This window comes from Arthrobacter sp. MYb23, assembly GCF_002979775.1.
Classification (GTDB): Bacteria; Actinomycetota; Actinomycetes; order Actinomycetales; family Micrococcaceae; genus Arthrobacter.
The window spans coordinates 120,001-136,149 of record NZ_PCPR01000012.1 but is presented as its reverse complement, the minus strand read 5'-3'; the positions used below and the strand labels follow the sequence as shown (position 1 = coordinate 136,149).

At 63.7% G+C, this 16,149-nt stretch carries 13 protein-coding genes; 1 reads left to right on the top strand and 12 read right to left on the bottom strand.

Going from position 1 to position 16,149, the window contains the following annotated elements; translation table 11 throughout:
- Positions 1–592 precede the first annotated feature (592 nt).
- The 3 genes from tyrS to CQ020_RS13915 all read right to left on the bottom strand — a co-directional run bounded on the left by tyrS (position 593) and on the right by CQ020_RS13915 (position 4,906).
- Positions 593–1,903, bottom strand: a complete 1,311-nt coding sequence (gene tyrS, locus CQ020_RS13925) for a tyrosine--tRNA ligase (RefSeq protein ID WP_105692386.1) — start codon at positions 1,901–1,903, stop codon at positions 593–595.
- A 39-nt stretch (positions 1,904–1,942) separates the two neighbouring features.
- Complete coding sequence (locus CQ020_RS13920) at positions 1,943–4,171, bottom strand: ATP-binding domain-containing protein (RefSeq protein WP_105692377.1); 2,229 nt, start codon at positions 4,169–4,171, stop codon at positions 1,943–1,945.
- Positions 4,172–4,249: 78 nt separating this feature from the next.
- Positions 4,250–4,906: a DNA-3-methyladenine glycosylase gene (locus CQ020_RS13915; RefSeq protein WP_105692376.1), complete on the bottom strand. Its 657-nt coding sequence runs from the start codon at positions 4,904–4,906 to the stop codon at positions 4,250–4,252.
- Between the two features lie 95 nt (positions 4,907–5,001).
- Here CQ020_RS13915 and CQ020_RS13910 point away from each other — a divergent pair, with 95 nt between their 5' ends.
- Positions 5,002–6,582 (top strand): DNA-3-methyladenine glycosylase 2 family protein, encoded by a 1,581-nt coding sequence (locus CQ020_RS13910; RefSeq protein WP_105692375.1) that lies wholly within the window; start codon positions 5,002–5,004, stop codon positions 6,580–6,582.
- A 13-nt stretch (positions 6,583–6,595) separates the two neighbouring features.
- Here the strand turns inward: CQ020_RS13910 and CQ020_RS13905 are convergent, their stop codons facing one another.
- The 9 genes from CQ020_RS13905 to argC all read right to left on the bottom strand — a co-directional run bounded on the left by CQ020_RS13905 (position 6,596) and on the right by argC (position 16,131).
- Entirely contained in the window at positions 6,596–7,333 is a 738-nt protein-coding gene (locus CQ020_RS13905; RefSeq protein WP_105692374.1) for a maleylpyruvate isomerase family mycothiol-dependent enzyme, read from the bottom strand.
- Between the two features lie 85 nt (positions 7,334–7,418).
- Positions 7,419–8,834 (bottom strand): argininosuccinate lyase, encoded by a 1,416-nt coding sequence (argH, locus tag CQ020_RS13900; RefSeq protein ID WP_105692373.1) that lies wholly within the window; start codon positions 8,832–8,834, stop codon positions 7,419–7,421.
- Positions 8,834–10,039, bottom strand: a complete 1,206-nt coding sequence (locus CQ020_RS13895) for an argininosuccinate synthase (RefSeq protein WP_024820410.1) — start codon at positions 10,037–10,039, stop codon at positions 8,834–8,836. The genes argH and CQ020_RS13895 overlap by 1 nt, the downstream gene beginning before the upstream one ends.
- A 71-nt stretch (positions 10,040–10,110) precedes the next feature.
- The gene (locus tag CQ020_RS13890) at positions 10,111–10,647 is read right to left on the bottom strand and encodes an arginine repressor (protein WP_024820409.1); all 537 of its coding nucleotides are present in this window, start codon (positions 10,645–10,647) and stop codon (positions 10,111–10,113) included.
- The gene (gene argF / locus CQ020_RS13885) at positions 10,647–11,654 is read right to left on the bottom strand and encodes an ornithine carbamoyltransferase (protein WP_105692372.1); all 1,008 of its coding nucleotides are present in this window, start codon (positions 11,652–11,654) and stop codon (positions 10,647–10,649) included. The genes CQ020_RS13890 and argF overlap by 1 nt, the downstream gene beginning before the upstream one ends.
- The gene (locus CQ020_RS13880; protein ID WP_258141884.1) at positions 11,651–12,985 is read right to left on the bottom strand and encodes an acetylornithine transaminase; all 1,335 of its coding nucleotides are present in this window, start codon (positions 12,983–12,985) and stop codon (positions 11,651–11,653) included. Before CQ020_RS13880 ends, argF begins: the two co-directional genes overlap by 4 nt.
- On the bottom strand, positions 12,982–13,926 hold the full coding sequence (gene argB / locus CQ020_RS13875; RefSeq protein ID WP_105692371.1) for an acetylglutamate kinase: 945 nt from the start codon (positions 13,924–13,926) through the stop codon (positions 12,982–12,984). Before argB ends, CQ020_RS13880 begins: the two co-directional genes overlap by 4 nt.
- A gap of 10 nt (positions 13,927–13,936) precedes the next feature.
- Positions 13,937–15,103 (bottom strand): bifunctional glutamate N-acetyltransferase/amino-acid acetyltransferase ArgJ, encoded by a 1,167-nt coding sequence (gene argJ / locus CQ020_RS13870; RefSeq protein ID WP_105692370.1) that lies wholly within the window; start codon positions 15,101–15,103, stop codon positions 13,937–13,939.
- Entirely contained in the window at positions 15,100–16,131 is a 1,032-nt protein-coding gene (argC, locus tag CQ020_RS13865; RefSeq protein WP_105692369.1) for an N-acetyl-gamma-glutamyl-phosphate reductase, read from the bottom strand. The genes argJ and argC overlap by 4 nt, the downstream gene beginning before the upstream one ends.
- Positions 16,132–16,149: the final 18 nt, after the last annotated feature.

The following is a 16,149-nucleotide window of genomic DNA, read 5'->3' as shown; positions in this document are numbered from 1 at the left end:
ACTCGAATAACTTTACACGCGCCCAACCCCCACACCAAATCCACACCAACACCACCCAAAAACCCCGCCAACACAAGAAAAACAACCCCACCACACCCCAAAACCACCCCAAAACACCAACAACACGCTTCAGTGAAGCCCGTCACACAAACCAACCACCGGACACCGGCCGCAAAACCCAACAACCAACACGCCGCCGTCGAACCCTTAAAACACCAACGCTCCCCCACAAAAAGTGAAGGAGCGTCCAGCTCAAACCCTAGGAACATGAGCGAGCGTCCAGCCCAAACCCCAGGAACGTGAGCGAGCGTCGAGCTCAAACCCTAGGAAGGTGAGCGAGCGTCCAGCTGAAGCCCGAGGGATATGAAAGAGCGACGGGAAAAGAGGCGGAGGCGGGGTCGTCCGGCAGCGCGCGTCTAAGGGAGGAACGACCGAGCGCGCCGAGGATGGCCCCCGCCCTCGACCGCCCCAGACGCCACCGCCGCCGTCAACCACCGGCGGCAATCACTGCGCCCGGAAGCACTTTCGAACGCAGAAAGGGCCGACACCCGTGAAGGTGCCGGCCCTTTCGGAGCGGAATGGAAACGAAAACCTAGGCTGTGACCTCAATGGTTGCCAGGTTCTTCTTGCCGCGGCGAAGGAGCAAGTAGCGCCCGTGAAGCAGTTCATCTCGGGCAATGACGGCGTCTGGGTCTGAGACCTTGGTGTTATTCACGTAGGCGCCACCCTCCCCGACGGTCCGACGTGCTGCCGACTTGCTGTCCGAGAGACCCGAGGTAACCAGGAGATCGATGATGCCCAGTCCATCGGCACCAACGGTGGCCGAGGGCAGTTCAGCTGTGGCAGCTTCCAGTGTCCCCTCATCCAATACAGTGAGGTCGCCGTTGCCGAAAAGCGCAGCCGAAGCTGCGATGACTTTTTCGGTTGCGTCGACGCCATGCACCAGGGAGGTCACTTCGAAGGCCAGCTTCTTCTGACCTTCACGGGCAAAGGGACGCTCAGCCACAGCCTGGCCAAGTGCTTCAATCTCGGCGCGGGACAGGAAGGTGAACACCTTGAGCCGATCAACCACATCAGCATCGGCTGTGTTCAGCCAGAACTGGTAGAACGTGTACGGGCTGCACATGTCCGGGTCCAGCCAGATGGCGTTGCCTTCGCTCTTGCCGAACTTGGTTCCATCGGAGTTGGTGATGAGCGGCGTGCCCAGGGCGTGCACGCTCTTGCCTTCCACCTTGCGGATCAATTCGGTTCCGCTGGTGAGGTTGCCCCACTGGTCCGAGCCACCGGTCTGCAGCGCGCAACCGTAGTCGCGGAAGAGCTGGAGGTAGTCCATGCCCTGCAGGATCTGGTAGCTGAACTCTGTGTAGCTGATGCCTTCGTCGGAGTTCAGGCGCGAGGCCACGGCATCCTTACGGAGCATGGTGCCCACGCGGAAGTGCTTGCCGATCTCACGCAGGAAATCAATGGCGCTCAGCGGCGCGGTCCAGTCCAGATTGTTGACCATGCGGGCGGAGTTGTCGCCCTCGAAGCTCAGGAAACGGCGCACCTGGCCCTGAAGGTAGCCAACCCACTCCGCGACGGTGTCCTTGGTGTTCAAGGTACGTTCCGCCGTCGGCCGGGGGTCACCGATCAGGCCGGTGGAGCCGCCTACCAAACCGAGCGGCTTGTGTCCGGCCAGCTGCAGGCGACGCATTACCAGCAGCTGCACCAGGTTGCCCAAGTGCAGCGATGGCGCGGTGGGATCGAAGCCACAGTAATACGTGATCGGGTCCCCGGCGAGCAGTTTTTCCAGTTCCGTTTCATCAGTGGAAACGTGGACCAGGCCGCGCCATTTGAGCTCCTGCCAGACGTTGGCAAAGGCGGGATCGTTGTGCTGGGACTCGAGGTTGTTTACGTGTGACACGAGATCTAAGTTAGCACCGGTTGCGGGGTCCATTTTTTCCTAGCGCTCGATGCCGGCGGGCACCGGCGCGGCTGCGATAAGGCGCAGACGCTGCGTGGCGCGGGTCATGGCGACGTAGAGGTCACCCACCTTGCCATGCTCGTGGTTCAACATGGCAGCAGGTTCCAGGACCACAACGCCGTCGAATTCCAGGCCCTTGGCTTCCTTGGGGCTGATCACCACGATGTCTTGCTGGTAGCTCCCTGCGCCGCTGCCGATGCGGCGACCATAGACCTCGCGCAACGCGGCGGTGGCCTGCGGCAGCAGTGGTCCGTCGGCGATGACAGCCAGCAGGCCGCCGTCGATCGCTTCCACTTCCTCCGGCAGGACCTCAACCAAACGCGAAACAATTCCGTCTGCCTCGACGTGGTCCACGATGGGCGACCATTTGCCTTCGCGGACGGCCTTAGGGGCCGAGACAACGAGGCCCGCGCGGTTGGCCATGCGAACCGCGGCTTCGGCGATCTGCGATGGTGTGCGGTAATTGACGGTCAGTTCTTCCAGCGTCCAGCGGTCACCGAACGACGGCGCCAGCGCGCTCTGCCACGAATTGGCGCCAGCTGCTGCACTCGTTTGGGCGATGTCGCCCACGATGGTGAACGACTTCAGCGGGCAACGCCGGACCAGGAGCCGCCACTGCATGGGCGAGAGTTCCTGGGCTTCGTCAACCACGATGTGCCCAAAGGCCCACGAACGGTCGCTGGTGGCGCGCTCGGCCGCAGTCAACCGCCCTTCACGCTCCTGGTTCTGCTCGGCAAGCTCTTCAGCGGTTACCAGAACGTCAACGCCCATGGCTTCCATGTTGGCGAGGGTCTGCTTGGCGTTGGCAAGATCGCGGGCACGGTCTGCTTCCTGCTGGGCCAGTCCCCTGCCGGCGGCCGGGTCCAGTTCACCCAGCAACTCGGCGGCCTCGTCCAACAGCGGAACATCCGCTTCAGTCCAAGGAGCATCCACCGGCCGTTGCAGCAGAGTGCGCTGCGCAGGCGTCAGGTGCGGTGTGCAGGCTTCAAGGATGGCCGGCTTGCTGAAAAGCTCTGAGATGAGCTTCTCTGGGGTCATCGGCATCCAGCAAAGGTTCAGCGCGATGCGTACATCGCGGGCTGACCGGACGTCTTCGGCCAAATAGGCGCGATCGGCGTTGTTGCCAATGTTGCCTTCCTCCACGAGGTCCGTCAGTTGTTCCGTAAGCTCGCGCAGGAGGATCTTGACGAACGTGAGCCGCGCTTCGTTGTGGGGCTTTCCAGTGGCGCGGGCTTTTTCCCTGGCACGGCGTACTTGGCGGACCGTCAGTGTCAGCTTCCGTGAATCAACTTCGAGGATGCGGTCTTCTGCAGGTGTCCGCTGCCGGTTGGCCACGGCGTTCGCCACCACGGTGGCCATGTCCAGTTTGCCCTTGAGGGCGGCTACGTCCGCATCTTCCTCGGGAATGGCGTGAATCCCGGGCATGAGACGACCGAGGCTGGCCATGACTACACCGGTCTCACCGAGAGACGGCAGCACTCGTTCGATGTAATTCATGAAGGACGACGACGGCCCAACGAGCAGAACACCGGCACTCTTGAGCCGCTCGCGGTGCGTATACAACAAATAGGCGGCACGGTGCAGCGCTACGGCGGTTTTGCCCGTCCCGGGACCGCCTTGGACTACCAAAGCGCCCGAAATGGAAGAACGAATGATCCGGTCCTGCTCGGACTGGATAGTGCCCACAATGTCCGACATGCGGCCGGTGCGCTTGGAATTGAGCGCAGCCAACAACGCGCCTTCACCCTGAAGTGAGTCGTTGTCAGCGAGCATCCCGGCGTCCAGGACGTCGTCTTCGATCGCCTTGACGTCGCGTCCCTGAAGGATCAGGTGGCGGCGACGGCGGACACCTTGGCGATCGAACGCGGTTGCCTGATAGAAGTGGCCCGCTTCGGGCGCGCGCCAGTCCACCATCAACCGCTGGAGATCGGCCGTTGACAGACCAATACGGCCGATGTATTGCGCCTCGCCCGAGTCGAGGTCGAGGCGGCCAAAGACCAAGCGGTCGTCGACGGCGTCGAGCTGGGCCAGGCGGTCTTCGTACAGTGCCGCGAAAGCGTCCCGTTCCGAGACGTTCTGCATGGTTCCCACCGCGCCGGCCTTGCGCACCTGCGCCAGCTGGGCACGCTTTTCAGCGCGCAGCTCATCGAGCCGGGCGTACAGCCCGGCAACATATTCCTGCTCGTGGACCAAATCAGCGTCGTGCATCGAACCGTAACCCCTATCGCAAAAGACAGACCGTCCATTCTACAGCGATTTTGGTAAACGTGGGGGGTGCGGTGAACGTCACCCGGCAGTGTTACGTGTCCGCGGCTTGGCAGCCTTGTACTTGGACACCGTTGGATCATCTTCAACCCAAAAACGCCACGGATATTCAGTGCTTCCGCCAGGGCCCGATACGCCCACCCGCGGCCCGCTGGCCACGGCAGCTGCGGGCGTCTTCGGCAACCACAAGCTGAACGGTGCGGCGAGGGCGTCACGGCCAGTATCCGCCGTCGTGAGTCCCAGCGCGGAGGCGAGCCGGGCAGGTCCGCTCGCCAGGTCCTTGAGCGCTTTGGATGCCGGTCTGCGAAGGGCAGCCAGCCCTTCGCCTTCCACTATTTCCCCGGCGCGGAGGAGCAGCGCTGACGGGGCGCCCTCGGGACCGCAGACGATGTTGGCGCAGTAGTGCATGCCGTAGGTGAAGTAGACGTACAGGAATCCCGGTGGCCCAAACATGGGCGCATTCCGGGCGGTGGGGCCGCCGAAGGTGTGAGAGCCGGGGTCGGGGTGCTCTGAATCGCGTGGTCCCATGTAGGCCTCAACCTCGGTAAGCCTGACCGAAACCGGACCGGCTTCCGAATGGTGGGTCAGTACCGCCCCCAGTATCTGAGGAGCGATGACACGGGGGTCACCACCCAGAAACGTGCGCACCTCTGCAGGGTTGCTGACCCCGTTCTCCATGGACGAACTCATGACCAGACCCTAGCAAGAAAGCCGTTAACGGCCATGTCCGATTTCCGCTAGCACAGGCTCAGGGCGGCTGGCAGGATGAAGCCATGGACTTCTGGCAGCGCTACCGGGCGATCGACGCCCGAGACACCCGTTTTGACGGTCAATTCTTCACCGCCGTCAGCTCCACCGGCATCTATTGCCGGCCGTCGTGTCCTGCCCGCACGCCCAAGGCTGAGAACGTCACCTTCTACGAAACATCCGCAGCAGCTCACGAAGCCGGATACCGCGCCTGCAAACGATGCCTGCCTGAAGCCGTCCCGGGAACGCCCGCGTGGAACCTCCGTTCCGACATCGCCGGGCGGGCCATGAGGCTGATCAACGACGGCGTGATCACCCGCGAAGGTGTCGATGGCCTCGCGCACCGCCTGGGCTACTCCGCGCGGCAACTCAACCGCATCCTCAGCAACGAACTCGGCGCCGGCCCAATCTCCCTGGCACGGGCTAGCAGGGCACAAACCGCCAGGACCCTGCTGGTCTCCACCGACATGCTCCTGGCCGACGTTGCGTTCGCGTCCGGGTTCAACAGCGTCCGGCAATTCAACGACACCATCGGCGAGGTTTTCGCGATGACCCCGACGGCGGTGCGCGCCACGGCGGCCAAGTCCAGTCAACGCCGGGGTACCGCCGTGCCATCCGGAATGGCTCCTGCGGCGCTGACCCTGAACCTGCCGTACCGGGAACCGTTCGATCCCGGGATCTTCGATTTCCTGGCGGTTCGTTCGATTCCGGGCATCGAAGTGGCCAGTACTTTGCCGGACGGAACCAGAACTTACGCCCGCACCCTGCGACTCCCCCGCGGCAGCGCCTCCTTCTCCGTTGCCTACCAAGCCGCTTCACCTGGTAAGCCACTCCAGCTCACCGCCACCGCCGTGGACGTCCACGACCTTCCCACTCTGTTGAGCCGTGTCCGGAGGCTGTTCGATCTGGACGCGGACCCACAGGCAATCGATTCCGCCCTGGCAGCCGATCCCCGACTCAACGCGAGCGTCGGTGCTATCCGAGGAATTCGTGTGCCGGGAGCAGTCGACCCTCAGGAACTGCTGGTCCGGGCAATGATCGGTCAACAAATCACCGTGGCTGCCGCCCGAACGGCCCTCACTCAGCTATCCGCGGCTGGATCCCGTATGAATAGCGCCACCCCCGGCTTGGAGCGCTTATTTCCGACGGCGGCTGAACTCGCCGAAAACGGCCGGGAGTTCCTCCGTGGGCCACAGCGCAGGATCGACTCCATCATGGCTGCCGCCGAAGCCATGGCCACTGGGGAACTCGAGTTCGGCTATGGCGACGACCTCGAAAGCCTGGAACGCAAGCTGCTCCCCTTACCCGGCGTCGGGCCGTGGACTGTGGGCTATGCGGCGATGCGCGTCCTTGGCGCTCCGGACGTCTTCCTGGCTAATGATGCCGCGGTGCGGAACGGACTGAAGGTCCTGCCCGCCGCCGCTGGGCTCGCCGCCGATTTCAGTGAGGTCAGCCCGTGGCGTTCCTACACCACCATGCACTTGTGGCGGGCGGCAGCAGTGAAATTCCCACGCAGCGACCGCCCCAAACACGAGGGACGTGAGAGAGCGACCGCCCCAAACACGAGGGACGTGAGAGAGCGACCGGCCCAAGCACGAGGGACGTGAGAGAGCGACCGGGTTAGTGGGCCGCGGGCTGCGCGGCCGGCCAAGGCAGGAGTTCCGGCAGGTCTACTCCATCAGCGGCTGCAGTGGCCCTGAGGCTTCCAAGGCTGGGTTCGCGGCCTGCAAGCCACGCGGCGATGTCGGTCAGCATGCCGGTAATGGCTACGGACGTGCCACCAGTGCCGATGGTCATTTGGGGAAGACCAGTGGGCTGAAGGACGAACTTGTACTGCTCCGGAACTCGCGCTGACAGGAAACCGATGAGGTGCTCGCAGAAAGCTCGGCTCCACGTTTCCGGTCCGAAGCCCAATCCCAAGTCCGAGGCGTGGATGGTGAGTTCGCGCCACAGCGCCAGCCCGCCGTCGAACACTATGCCGTCGCGGTAGGCGATGCGCGCTTGCCAATCGTCCGATCCCAAAGCGTCAAAGGCGGTGATGGCGGACCCCAGCGCGGCGGTGACGGATTCCGTGTGCCGGGCGAGGCTGTGCCCTGCCGCCAGTTCGATGGCTTTGGTACGGCCGTCCATGCCGCCGTCGTACAGCTCCACGGTCTCACCGCGCCGCGCGTACTCAAGTTGCCGGGCCATTGCGTTGGAAATACCGGTCAGGTGGGCGAGGACGTGGCCACGGGTCCAGCCAGGAAGTTCCGACGGTTCGGCGACGGATGAGTCGTCCAGTTTGGTAAGGAGGCGGGTGACGGTGCCGGCGGCTTTGTGAAGCTCTGCGGGCAACGTCTCAGGGGTGATCTGAGTCATAGCGCCATGTTAACGCACAGCGGGACGGCACTCCGCGATGCTCTACCCTAAGGCATCGCTGCGATGTACCGTCCCGTCTGGCGTTTTAGCTGACGTAGGAGCGCGCTGCGTCCAGTTCCGCTTCGAGCGCCGTCAGTTGGCGTTCGACGGCGGCCGGTGCCGTTCCGCCCTGCGAGTTACGGCTGTTGAGCGAACCTTCAGTGCTGAGGACGCTGCGGACCTCGGGAGTCAGGTGCTCCGAGATTGCTGCGTATTCCTCATCCGTAAGATCCCACAACTCCACCCCGCGGCCTTCGGCCTGCTTGACGGCAGCGCCGGAGAGTTCGTGGGCTTCCCTGAAGGGTACGCCTTGCCGGACGAGCCATTCTGCGATGTCCGTGGCCAGCGCGAATCCCTGGGGAGCCAGGGATTCCATGCGCTCGGTGTTGAACTTCAGCGTGGCGATCATCCCGGACACCGCCGGAAGCAACAGCTCCAAGGTGTCCGCGGCGTCGAATACCGGTTCTTTGTCTTCCTGCAGGTCGCGGTTGTACGCGAGTGGAAGTCCCTTAAGCGTCGCCAGTAGCCCGGTCAGGTTGCCGATCAGGCGGCCAGCCTTGCCACGAGCGAGTTCGGCAACGTCCGGGTTCTTCTTCTGCGGCATGATCGAGGACCCCGTGGAGTACGAGTCATGCAGCGTGACGAAGGAGAACTCCTTGGTTGCCCAGAAGATGACTTCCTCGGAGATCCTGGACAGGTCCACGCCAATCATGGAACATACCCAGGCGAACTCGGCGAAGACGTCGCGTGAGGCGGTGCCGTCGATCGAGTTATGGACGGCCGAGAAGAAGCCGAGATCAGCGGCAACAGCCTCAGGGTCCAAGCCCAGGGACGAACCAGCCAATGCACCCGAACCATAGGGCGAAACACCTGCGCGCTTGTCCCAGTCCTGGAGACGCTGAACATTGCGCAGCAAAGCCCAGGCATGCGCCAGAAGGTGGTGGCTCAGCAGCACCGGCTGGGCATGCTGCAAGTGAGTCCGGCCGGGCATGGCGACACCCCGGTGGGCCTTGGCCTGCTCGACGAGGGCGTCGATGGTGGCAAGGACGCCGCTGGCGACGATCCGGGCATGGTCACGCAGGAACATGCGGCCAAGGGTGGCCACCTGATCGTTGCGGGAGCGCCCGGCGCGCAGCTTGCCGCCCAGCTGGGTACCAGCCCGCTCGATCAAGCCACGTTCCAAGGAACCGTGCACGTCCTCATCGCTCTCGGCCGGAAGGTAGGCGCCGCTCGCAACGTCCTCGTCCAGCTGGGTGAGGGCCGCAAGCATGCCTTCGAGCTCGGCGTCGTCCAACAGTCCGGCCTTGGCCAGCACGCGGGCGTGTGCCTTGGAACCGGCGATGTCATAGCGGGCAAGCCGCCAGTCAAAGTGGGTGGACTTGCTCAGAGCAGCCAGCGCATCTGCGGGGCCGCCGGCGAACCGGCCGCCCCACAGTGCGCCTTCGTTTGTTGCGGACGTCATTACTGCCCTGCGACGCGCAGGTCGCGGCCCGAGGCAACCTTGGAGGACATGCCCCACAGCTCGATGAAGCCACGTGCCATGGACTGGTCGAAAGTGTCGCCGGTGTCGTAGGTGGCGAGGTCGAAGTCGTACAGGGAGGTCTCGGAGCGACGACCGTTGACGATTGCCTGGCCACCGTGGAGGACCATGCGGATGTCACCGGAAACGTACTGCTGGGTGTCTTCGATGAAGGCATCCAAGGAGCGCTTCAGCGGGGAGAACCACTGTCCGTCGTAAACCAGCTCGGACCAGCGCTGGCCAACAGTGGCCTTGAAGCGGGCCTGCTCGCGCTCGATGGTGATGTCCTCGAGGTGCTTGTGGGCCGTGATCAGCGCCATGGCACCCGGGGCCTCGTAGATTTCGCGGGACTTGATGCCCACAAGGCGATCTTCCACCACGTCGATGCGGCCAACGCCCTGGGCGCCTGCACGGCGGTTCAGTTCCTGGATGGCCTGCAGCGGGCTGACCTTCACGCCGTCGATGGCTACCGGAACGCCGGCCTGGAAGGAAATGGTGACCTCATCCGGTGCCGGCGGGAATTCCGGGGTGGCGGTGTAGTCGTAGATGTCCTTGGTGGGCGCGTTCCAGATGTCCTCAAGATAACCGGTCTCGACGGCGCGTCCCCAGACGTTCTGGTCGATCGAGTACGGGTTCTTCTTGGTGGTCTCGATCGGCAGTCCCTTTTCCTCGGCGAAGGCGATGGCCTTGTCACGGGTCAGGGCGAGGTCGCGGACAGGTGCGATGCACTTCAGGTCCGGGCCGAGGGTCTGGATGCCAACTTCGAAGCGGACCTGGTCGTTACCCTTGCCGGTGCAGCCGTGGGCAACCGTGGTGGCGCCGAATTCGCGGGCAGCCTTCACGAGGTGCTTGACGATGACTGGGCGCGAGATGGCCGAAACCAGCGGGTAGTGGCCCTGGTAGAGGGCGTTGGCCTTCAAAGTGGGCATGGCGTACTCGTTGGCGAACTCGTCGCGGGCATCGGCCACATAAGCTTCGACGGCGCCGCAGCCGAGGGCGCGCTGGCGGATGGTCTCCAGGGACTCGCCACCCTGTCCGACGTCGACGGCTACAGCGATGACCTCGGCGCCGGTGGCTTCACCGATCCAGCCGATGGCTACGGAAGTATCAAGGCCACCGGAGTAGGCCAGAACAATGCGCTCAGTCACGAGAGTGCTCCTTTGTTGTTGCTTGGTTCATTTGAATCAATGCTGTGTGAATCCATGGTGAAAAAGATCAATTAGTTGCCAGGCCCGGCTTCTTCGGCCATGCGCAGGAAACGTGCTGCCAGTTCAGCCCCGCCATCAGGATCCCGTGCGACCAGCAGCAAAGTGTCGTCGCCTGCGATCGTACCCAATACTGACGGCATCACCGAGTGGTCGACGGCCAGGGCCAGGAAGTTCGCTGCTCCGGGCGGGGTGCGCAGCACCACGATGTTGCCAGAGGCCTCCGCTGTCACCAGGAGTTCGCCGCAAAGCCGTGAGAGCCGTGCATCCAGGATTTCCTGGGTGACTCCACTCTTGGCGTTACGGTCTCCGCCCTCTCCGGGGACAGCGTAAACGAGGGCGCCCTCTTTGCCCCGGACCCTGACCGCGCCCAGTTCCACGAGGTCGCGGGACAGAGTGGCCTGGGTGACCTGGACGCCGTCGTCCGCCAGCAGAGCTGCAAGCTCTGCCTGGGAACGCACGGACTGACCCGTCAGGATCGCAGTGATGCGCGCCTGGCGGGCAGTCTTGGTGGCCGGGCTCGCGCCCGGCACGGACGGGTTGGTGGACACTAGAACGTGCTCTCCCCGGTACCTTCTACAGGCGAGAGTCCGTCCACAAAAGCCAGCCCTGAGCGGTGCATCAGCCACGCCATCAGGGCCTTCTGGGCGTGGAGGCGGTTCTCCGCCTCGTCCCAGACGATCGACTGCGGCCCGTCGATGACACCGGCCGAAATCTCGTAACCGCGGTAAGCGGGAAGGCAGTGAAGGACGACGGCGTCCGGCGCGGCTTGCGCCATGGCCGCCTCATCCACGGAGTAGTCGTGGAAAAGCTGCAGCCGGGCTTCCTTCTCGGCTTCCTGGCCCATGGACACCCACGTGTCCGTCGCCACCACGTCCGCGCCCTTGAGTGCTTCAGCGGCATCGCTGGTGATCAGCACGGAGCCGCCGGTTTCGGCTGCCCTTTCCTCTGCTGCAGCCACGATCTCCGGCGCCGGCAGGTAGCCCTCGGGGCCTGAGATACGCACATGCATTCCGGCAGTCACGCCAGCGAGGAGGTAAGAGTTGGCCATGTTGTTTGCGGCGTCACCGAGGTAGGCCATGCTCAACCCGGCCAGCTCACCCTTGTGTTCCTTGACGGCCAACAGGTCCGCAAGAAGCTGGCAGGGGTGGTAGTCATCGCACAAGGCATTGATAACGGGGACCTTGGAGTTCTCCGCCATCGCCACCAGGCCCGAGTGGGCACCTGTCCGCCACACGATGGTGGACACCATGCGCTCAAGGACCTTCGCCGTGTCCTCCACGGATTCCTTGTGGCCAATCTGCGCTTCACCCGGATTGATGATCAGTGCATTGCCACCCATGTCCGCAATGCCGGTGGCGAAAGAAACACGCGTGCGGGTGGAGGTCTTGTCAAAGATCACGGCCACCGTTTTACGGCCATTGGCCTCAGCGGCGAAGGGCTGCACGCTGTACGGTGCGGCCTTCATCCGGACGGCCAGTTCAAGAACCTCAGCCTGCTCGGCAGGGCTCAAGTCCGTGTCTTTGAGGAAGTGACGGGTGGTGGTGGAAGAAGTCACTGTGCGTCCTTAGCGGTGTTGGCTGTAGCCGTGGCAATCAAGGTGGGAAGAGCGTCCAGGAAGCGGTCCGCTTGATCGATGGTCAGGATCAGCGGCGGAGCGAGGCGGATGGTCCGCGGCCCCGGGCTGTTGATGATGAAGCCGGCATCCAAAGCCGCGGTCACCATGGCGGGTGCGACGTCGGCGTTCACATCAAAGCCGATCAACAGGCCCTCGCCACGGACTTCAGTGACAGAATCCAAGGCTGCCAGTCCCTCGCGTAGATGGGCTCCGACGGTCAGCACGTTATTCAGTACACCTTGGCTTTCGATGGCGTGCAGCGTGGCCAGTGCGGCGGCTGTAGCCACCGGATTTCCGCCGAAGGTGGTGCCGTGCTGCCCTGCGGTGAGCAGGGCCGACGTCGTGCTTCCGAAGGTGACCAGGGCACCCACCGGGAAACCGCCGCCGAGTCCCTTGGCGAGCGTGATGGCGTCGGGAACAATTCCGGCGTCTTCGCTGGCGAGCCACTTGCCGGTACGGCCGATGCCGGTCTGTACCTCATCAACGATCAAAAGTGCGCCAGCTGCGGTGGTAGCTTCGCGGGCGGCCTGCAGGTATTCGGCACTGAGCGGCCGCACGCCCGCTTCTCCCTGGATAGGTTCCAGGAAAACAGCTGCGGTGGAATCGTCGACGGCGGCGCGCAGGGCTTCGATATCACCGAACGGGATGTGGACCACGCCACCGGGCAGTGGCTCGAACGGCGCACGGTAAGCCTCTTTGGCCGTGAGCGCCAAGGCCCCCATGGTGCGGCCGTGGAAGGCACCTTCTAGAGCGATAATCTTGGTGCGCTTGCCGTCGGAGTTGTTCCTGCGGGCCAGTTTGAACGCAGCTTCATTGGCCTCTGTGCCGGAGTTGGCGAAGAAGACCTTGGAACCAGCCGGAGCCTTGCTGAGAGCCAAGAGCTTTTCGGCCAGTGCGATCTGCGTGGGGCTGGTGAAGAAATTGGAGACGTGACCGAGTGTGGCCAGCTGGCTCGAGATCACGGACGTGACGAACGGGTGGGCGTGGCCCAGTGCGTTCACTGCGATACCGCCGAGAAGGTCCAGGTACTCCTTGCCGTCGGCGTCCCACACAAGGCAGCCGGCGCCACGCACCAGGACGCGCTGCGGAGTGCCGAAGACACCCATGAGCGAGGACGAGTAACGGGCAAGCCAGTCAGCACCATTACTCACTCCAGTAATGACGGAAGCTTTGGCCTCCGATCCGGCGATGGACCCCCGGGTGTGGTCGGGCACCGCGAAGCGGGCGGGGGGTCCATCGCCGGTCGGATCGATACCAACAATTTCGCTCATGCGTTCACTTCCTCGTCAGGTACTACTTGGGTGCCAATGCCCGCGGTCGTAAAGGTTTCCAGCAGCATGGAGTGGGCCAGGCGGCCATCCACGATGTGGGCGCGTTCCACTCCTTCGTCGATGGCTTTGAGGCACGCAGCCATTTTCGGGATCATGCCTGACTCCAGGCGAGGCAGCATGTCGCGGAGTTCCGAGGCTGTCAGGGAAGAGATCAGCGATGATTTGTCCGGCCAGTTGGCGTACAGGCCCTCTACGTCGGTGAGGATGACGAGCTTGGTGGCGCCCAGTGCCGATGCGACGGCGGCGGCAGCCGTGTCTGCGTTAACGTTCAGGACCTGGCCAGTGGTTTGGCCAGTGCCATCTCCTCCGTCCACGATCTCGGGGGCGACCGTTGAGATCACGGGGATGCGTCCGGCGTCAAGAATGTCCGTGATACCGGCGGGATCCACACCCACCACTTCGCCCACGAGGCCCAGATCCACCTCTTCGCCATCAACAACGGTGCCGGTGCGGACGGCGCGCAGCAGGCCGCCATCTTCGCCTGACATGCCGACGGCGTAGGGTCCGTGGGAGTTGATGAGGCCCACGAGCTCACGGCCCACTTGGCCGGTGAGGACCATGCGGACCACGTCCATGGCTTCAGGGGTGGTGACGCGCAGGCCGCCCTTGAACTCCGATTCGATACCGAGGCGGCCGAGCATGGAGTTGATCTGGGGGCCGCCGCCATGGACCACTACAGGGTGGATGCCCACGTGGTGGAGGAACACAATGTCTTCAGCGAAGGCACGACGAAGGTCGTCGTTGACCATGGCGTTGCCACCGTACTTGATCACCATGGTGGTGCCGGCAAAACGCTGGATCCACGGCAAGGCTTCAATGAGAGTCCCGGCTTTGTCCTGGGCGTCACTCATTGACGTGGTTTCGCGGGTGTGCGCAGTCATTGTCATCCGCTCAGCTCGAGTAGGCGCTGTTCTCGTGCACGTAATCGTGCGTGAGGTCGTTGGTCCAGATGGTCGCCTCGGCGTCGCCGGCCTGCAGGTCGATTTCAACCAGCACTTCGCGAGGCTCCAGATCCACCAGATTGCGGTCATCGCCGATTGCGCCGTTGCGGCAAATCTGCACGCCGTTCATGGCGACGTTGAGCTGATCCGCCTCGAAAATGGCGTCAGTTGTTCCCACGGCCGAGAGGACACGGCCCCAGTTGGGGTCCTTGCCGAAGATGGCAGCTTTGAAGAGGTTGGAACGGGCAACGCTGCGGCTGACGATTTCGGCGTCGCGTTCGCTGGCGGCGTTGAACGTCCGGATGGCGATGTCGTGACTGGCGCCTTCGGCATCGCCGATGAGCTTGCGCGCCAGTTCGGCGCAGACCTTGGTGACCGCTTCGCTCAACTGCTCGGCGGAGGGCAAAGCTTCGGAGGCCCCGGATGCCAGCAGCACCACGGTGTCATTGGTGGACATGCACCCGTCCGAGTCCGCCCGGTCGAAGGTGACTCGCGTGGCGTCCCGGAGGACGACGTCCAGCTCATTGGCAGGAACCTCGGCGTCGGTGGTCAGGACCACCAGCATGGTTGCCAGGCCCGGCGCCAACATGCCGGCACCCTTGGCAATGCCTCCCACGGTGAACTGCTTGCCCTGGGCATCAGTGCCAGTGAAAACGGCTTCCTTGGAAACACTGTCCGTGGTCATGATCGCCGTGGCGGCAGCGGAGCCGCCATCTTCCGACAATTCGCGGGAGGCCGCGTCAACGCCGGGAAGAATCTTGTCCATGGGCAGCTGCTCACCGATCAGCCCGGTTGAGCACACTACGACGTCGGAAGCTGAGACTCCCAGAACCTCCGCCACCTTCTCTGCGGTGGCGTGGGTGTTCTGGAAGCCCTGTGGACCGGTGCAGGCGTTGGCTCCGCCGGAGTTCAGGACCACGGCGTCAACACGGCCATCGCTGACCACCTGACGTGACCAGTGAACCGGCGCTGCAGCAACACGGTTGGAGGTAAAGACGGCGGCTGCGGACTTTTGCGGCCCGTCATTGACTACCAGGGCCAGGTCCGGATTGCCGGAGGCTTTGATGCCGGCTTTGATGCCTGAGGCGCGGAATCCCTTGGGGGCGGTAATGGTCACGGTGCAACTCCCTGCAGGTTCAGGCCGGCGGTTTCGTCCAGGCCGAGGGCAATATTCATGGACTGCACGGCTCCGCCGGCGGTCCCCTTGGTGAGGTTGTCAATGGCGCACGTGACGATCACGCGGCCGGTGTGGGCATCAAAGGCCAACTGCATCACTGCGTGGTTGGAAGCCTGCACCGACTTGGTGGTGGGCCACTGGCCCTCGGGAAGCAGGTGCACAAACGGCTCGTCGTCGTAGGCATCCGTCCAGGCCTGGCGAAGTTCGGCCTCAGTAACACCGTGGCCAACTTTGGCCGTCGCGGTGGTAAGGATGCCCCGGCTCATGGGAACCAACGTGGGTGTGAAGGACACCGTCACCGGCTCCCCCGCCGCGTTGGACAGTCCCTGTTCGATCTCCGGGGTATGCCGGTGTCCGCCGCCAACGCCATATGGGCTCATGGAGCCCATGACCTCGGCACCAATCAGGTTGACCTTGGCTGCCTTGCCAGCACCGGAGGTACCCGAAGCGGACACAATCACGACGTCGTCTGTCAGGAGGAGATTGTTGGCGAAGCCGGGCGTCAGGGCGAGCAGGGCCGACGTCGGGTAGCAGCCGGGAACGGCGATCCGCGTGGCACCCTTGAGCGCCTCACGTTGCCCGGGGAGTTCCGGGAGGCCGTAGGGCCACGTGCCCGCATGGGCAGAACCGTAGAACTTTTCCCATGCCGCGGCGTCCTGCAGACGGTGGTCAGCACCGGCGTCGATCACTACAGTCCCCTCCGGCAGCTGCGCAGCTATCTCAGCCGAGGCGCCGTGAGGCAAAGCCAGGAACACCACGTCATGGCCGGACAGGTTTTCTACCGTGGTGTCTTCCAGAATCCGGCTGGCCAAACCGTGGAGATGCGGCTGCAACTCCCCTAGTCTTGAACCGGCATTACTGTGAGCCGTGATGGCGCCGATGGTGACGTTCGGATGGCCTGCCAGCAGACGCAACACTTCTCCCCCGGCGTAGCCGCTGGCACCGGAGACGGCAACAGAAATAGTCATGACTCCACTGTACAGCAA

Coding starts and splice junctions, on each gene's coding strand:
- CQ020_RS13920 (WP_105692377.1), bottom strand. CDS start 4,171: ATGCACGACGCTGATTTGGTCCACGAGCAGGAATATGTTGCCGGGCTG.
- CQ020_RS13880 (WP_258141884.1), bottom strand. CDS start 12,985: ATGAGCGAAATTGTTGGTATCGATCCGACCGGCGATGGACCCCCCGCC.
- argB (WP_105692371.1), bottom strand. CDS start 13,926: ATGACTGCGCACACCCGCGAAACCACGTCAATGAGTGACGCCCAGGAC.
- CQ020_RS13905 (WP_105692374.1), bottom strand. CDS start 7,333: ATGACTCAGATCACCCCTGAGACGTTGCCCGCAGAGCTTCACAAAGCC.
- argH (WP_105692373.1), bottom strand. CDS start 8,834: ATGACGTCCGCAACAAACGAAGGCGCACTGTGGGGCGGCCGGTTCGCC.
- CQ020_RS13910 (WP_105692375.1), top strand. CDS start 5,002: ATGGACTTCTGGCAGCGCTACCGGGCGATCGACGCCCGAGACACCCGT.
- argC (WP_105692369.1), bottom strand. CDS start 16,131: ATGACTATTTCTGTTGCCGTCTCCGGTGCCAGCGGCTACGCCGGGGGA.
- CQ020_RS13915 (WP_105692376.1), bottom strand. CDS start 4,906: ATGGAGAACGGGGTCAGCAACCCTGCAGAGGTGCGCACGTTTCTGGGT.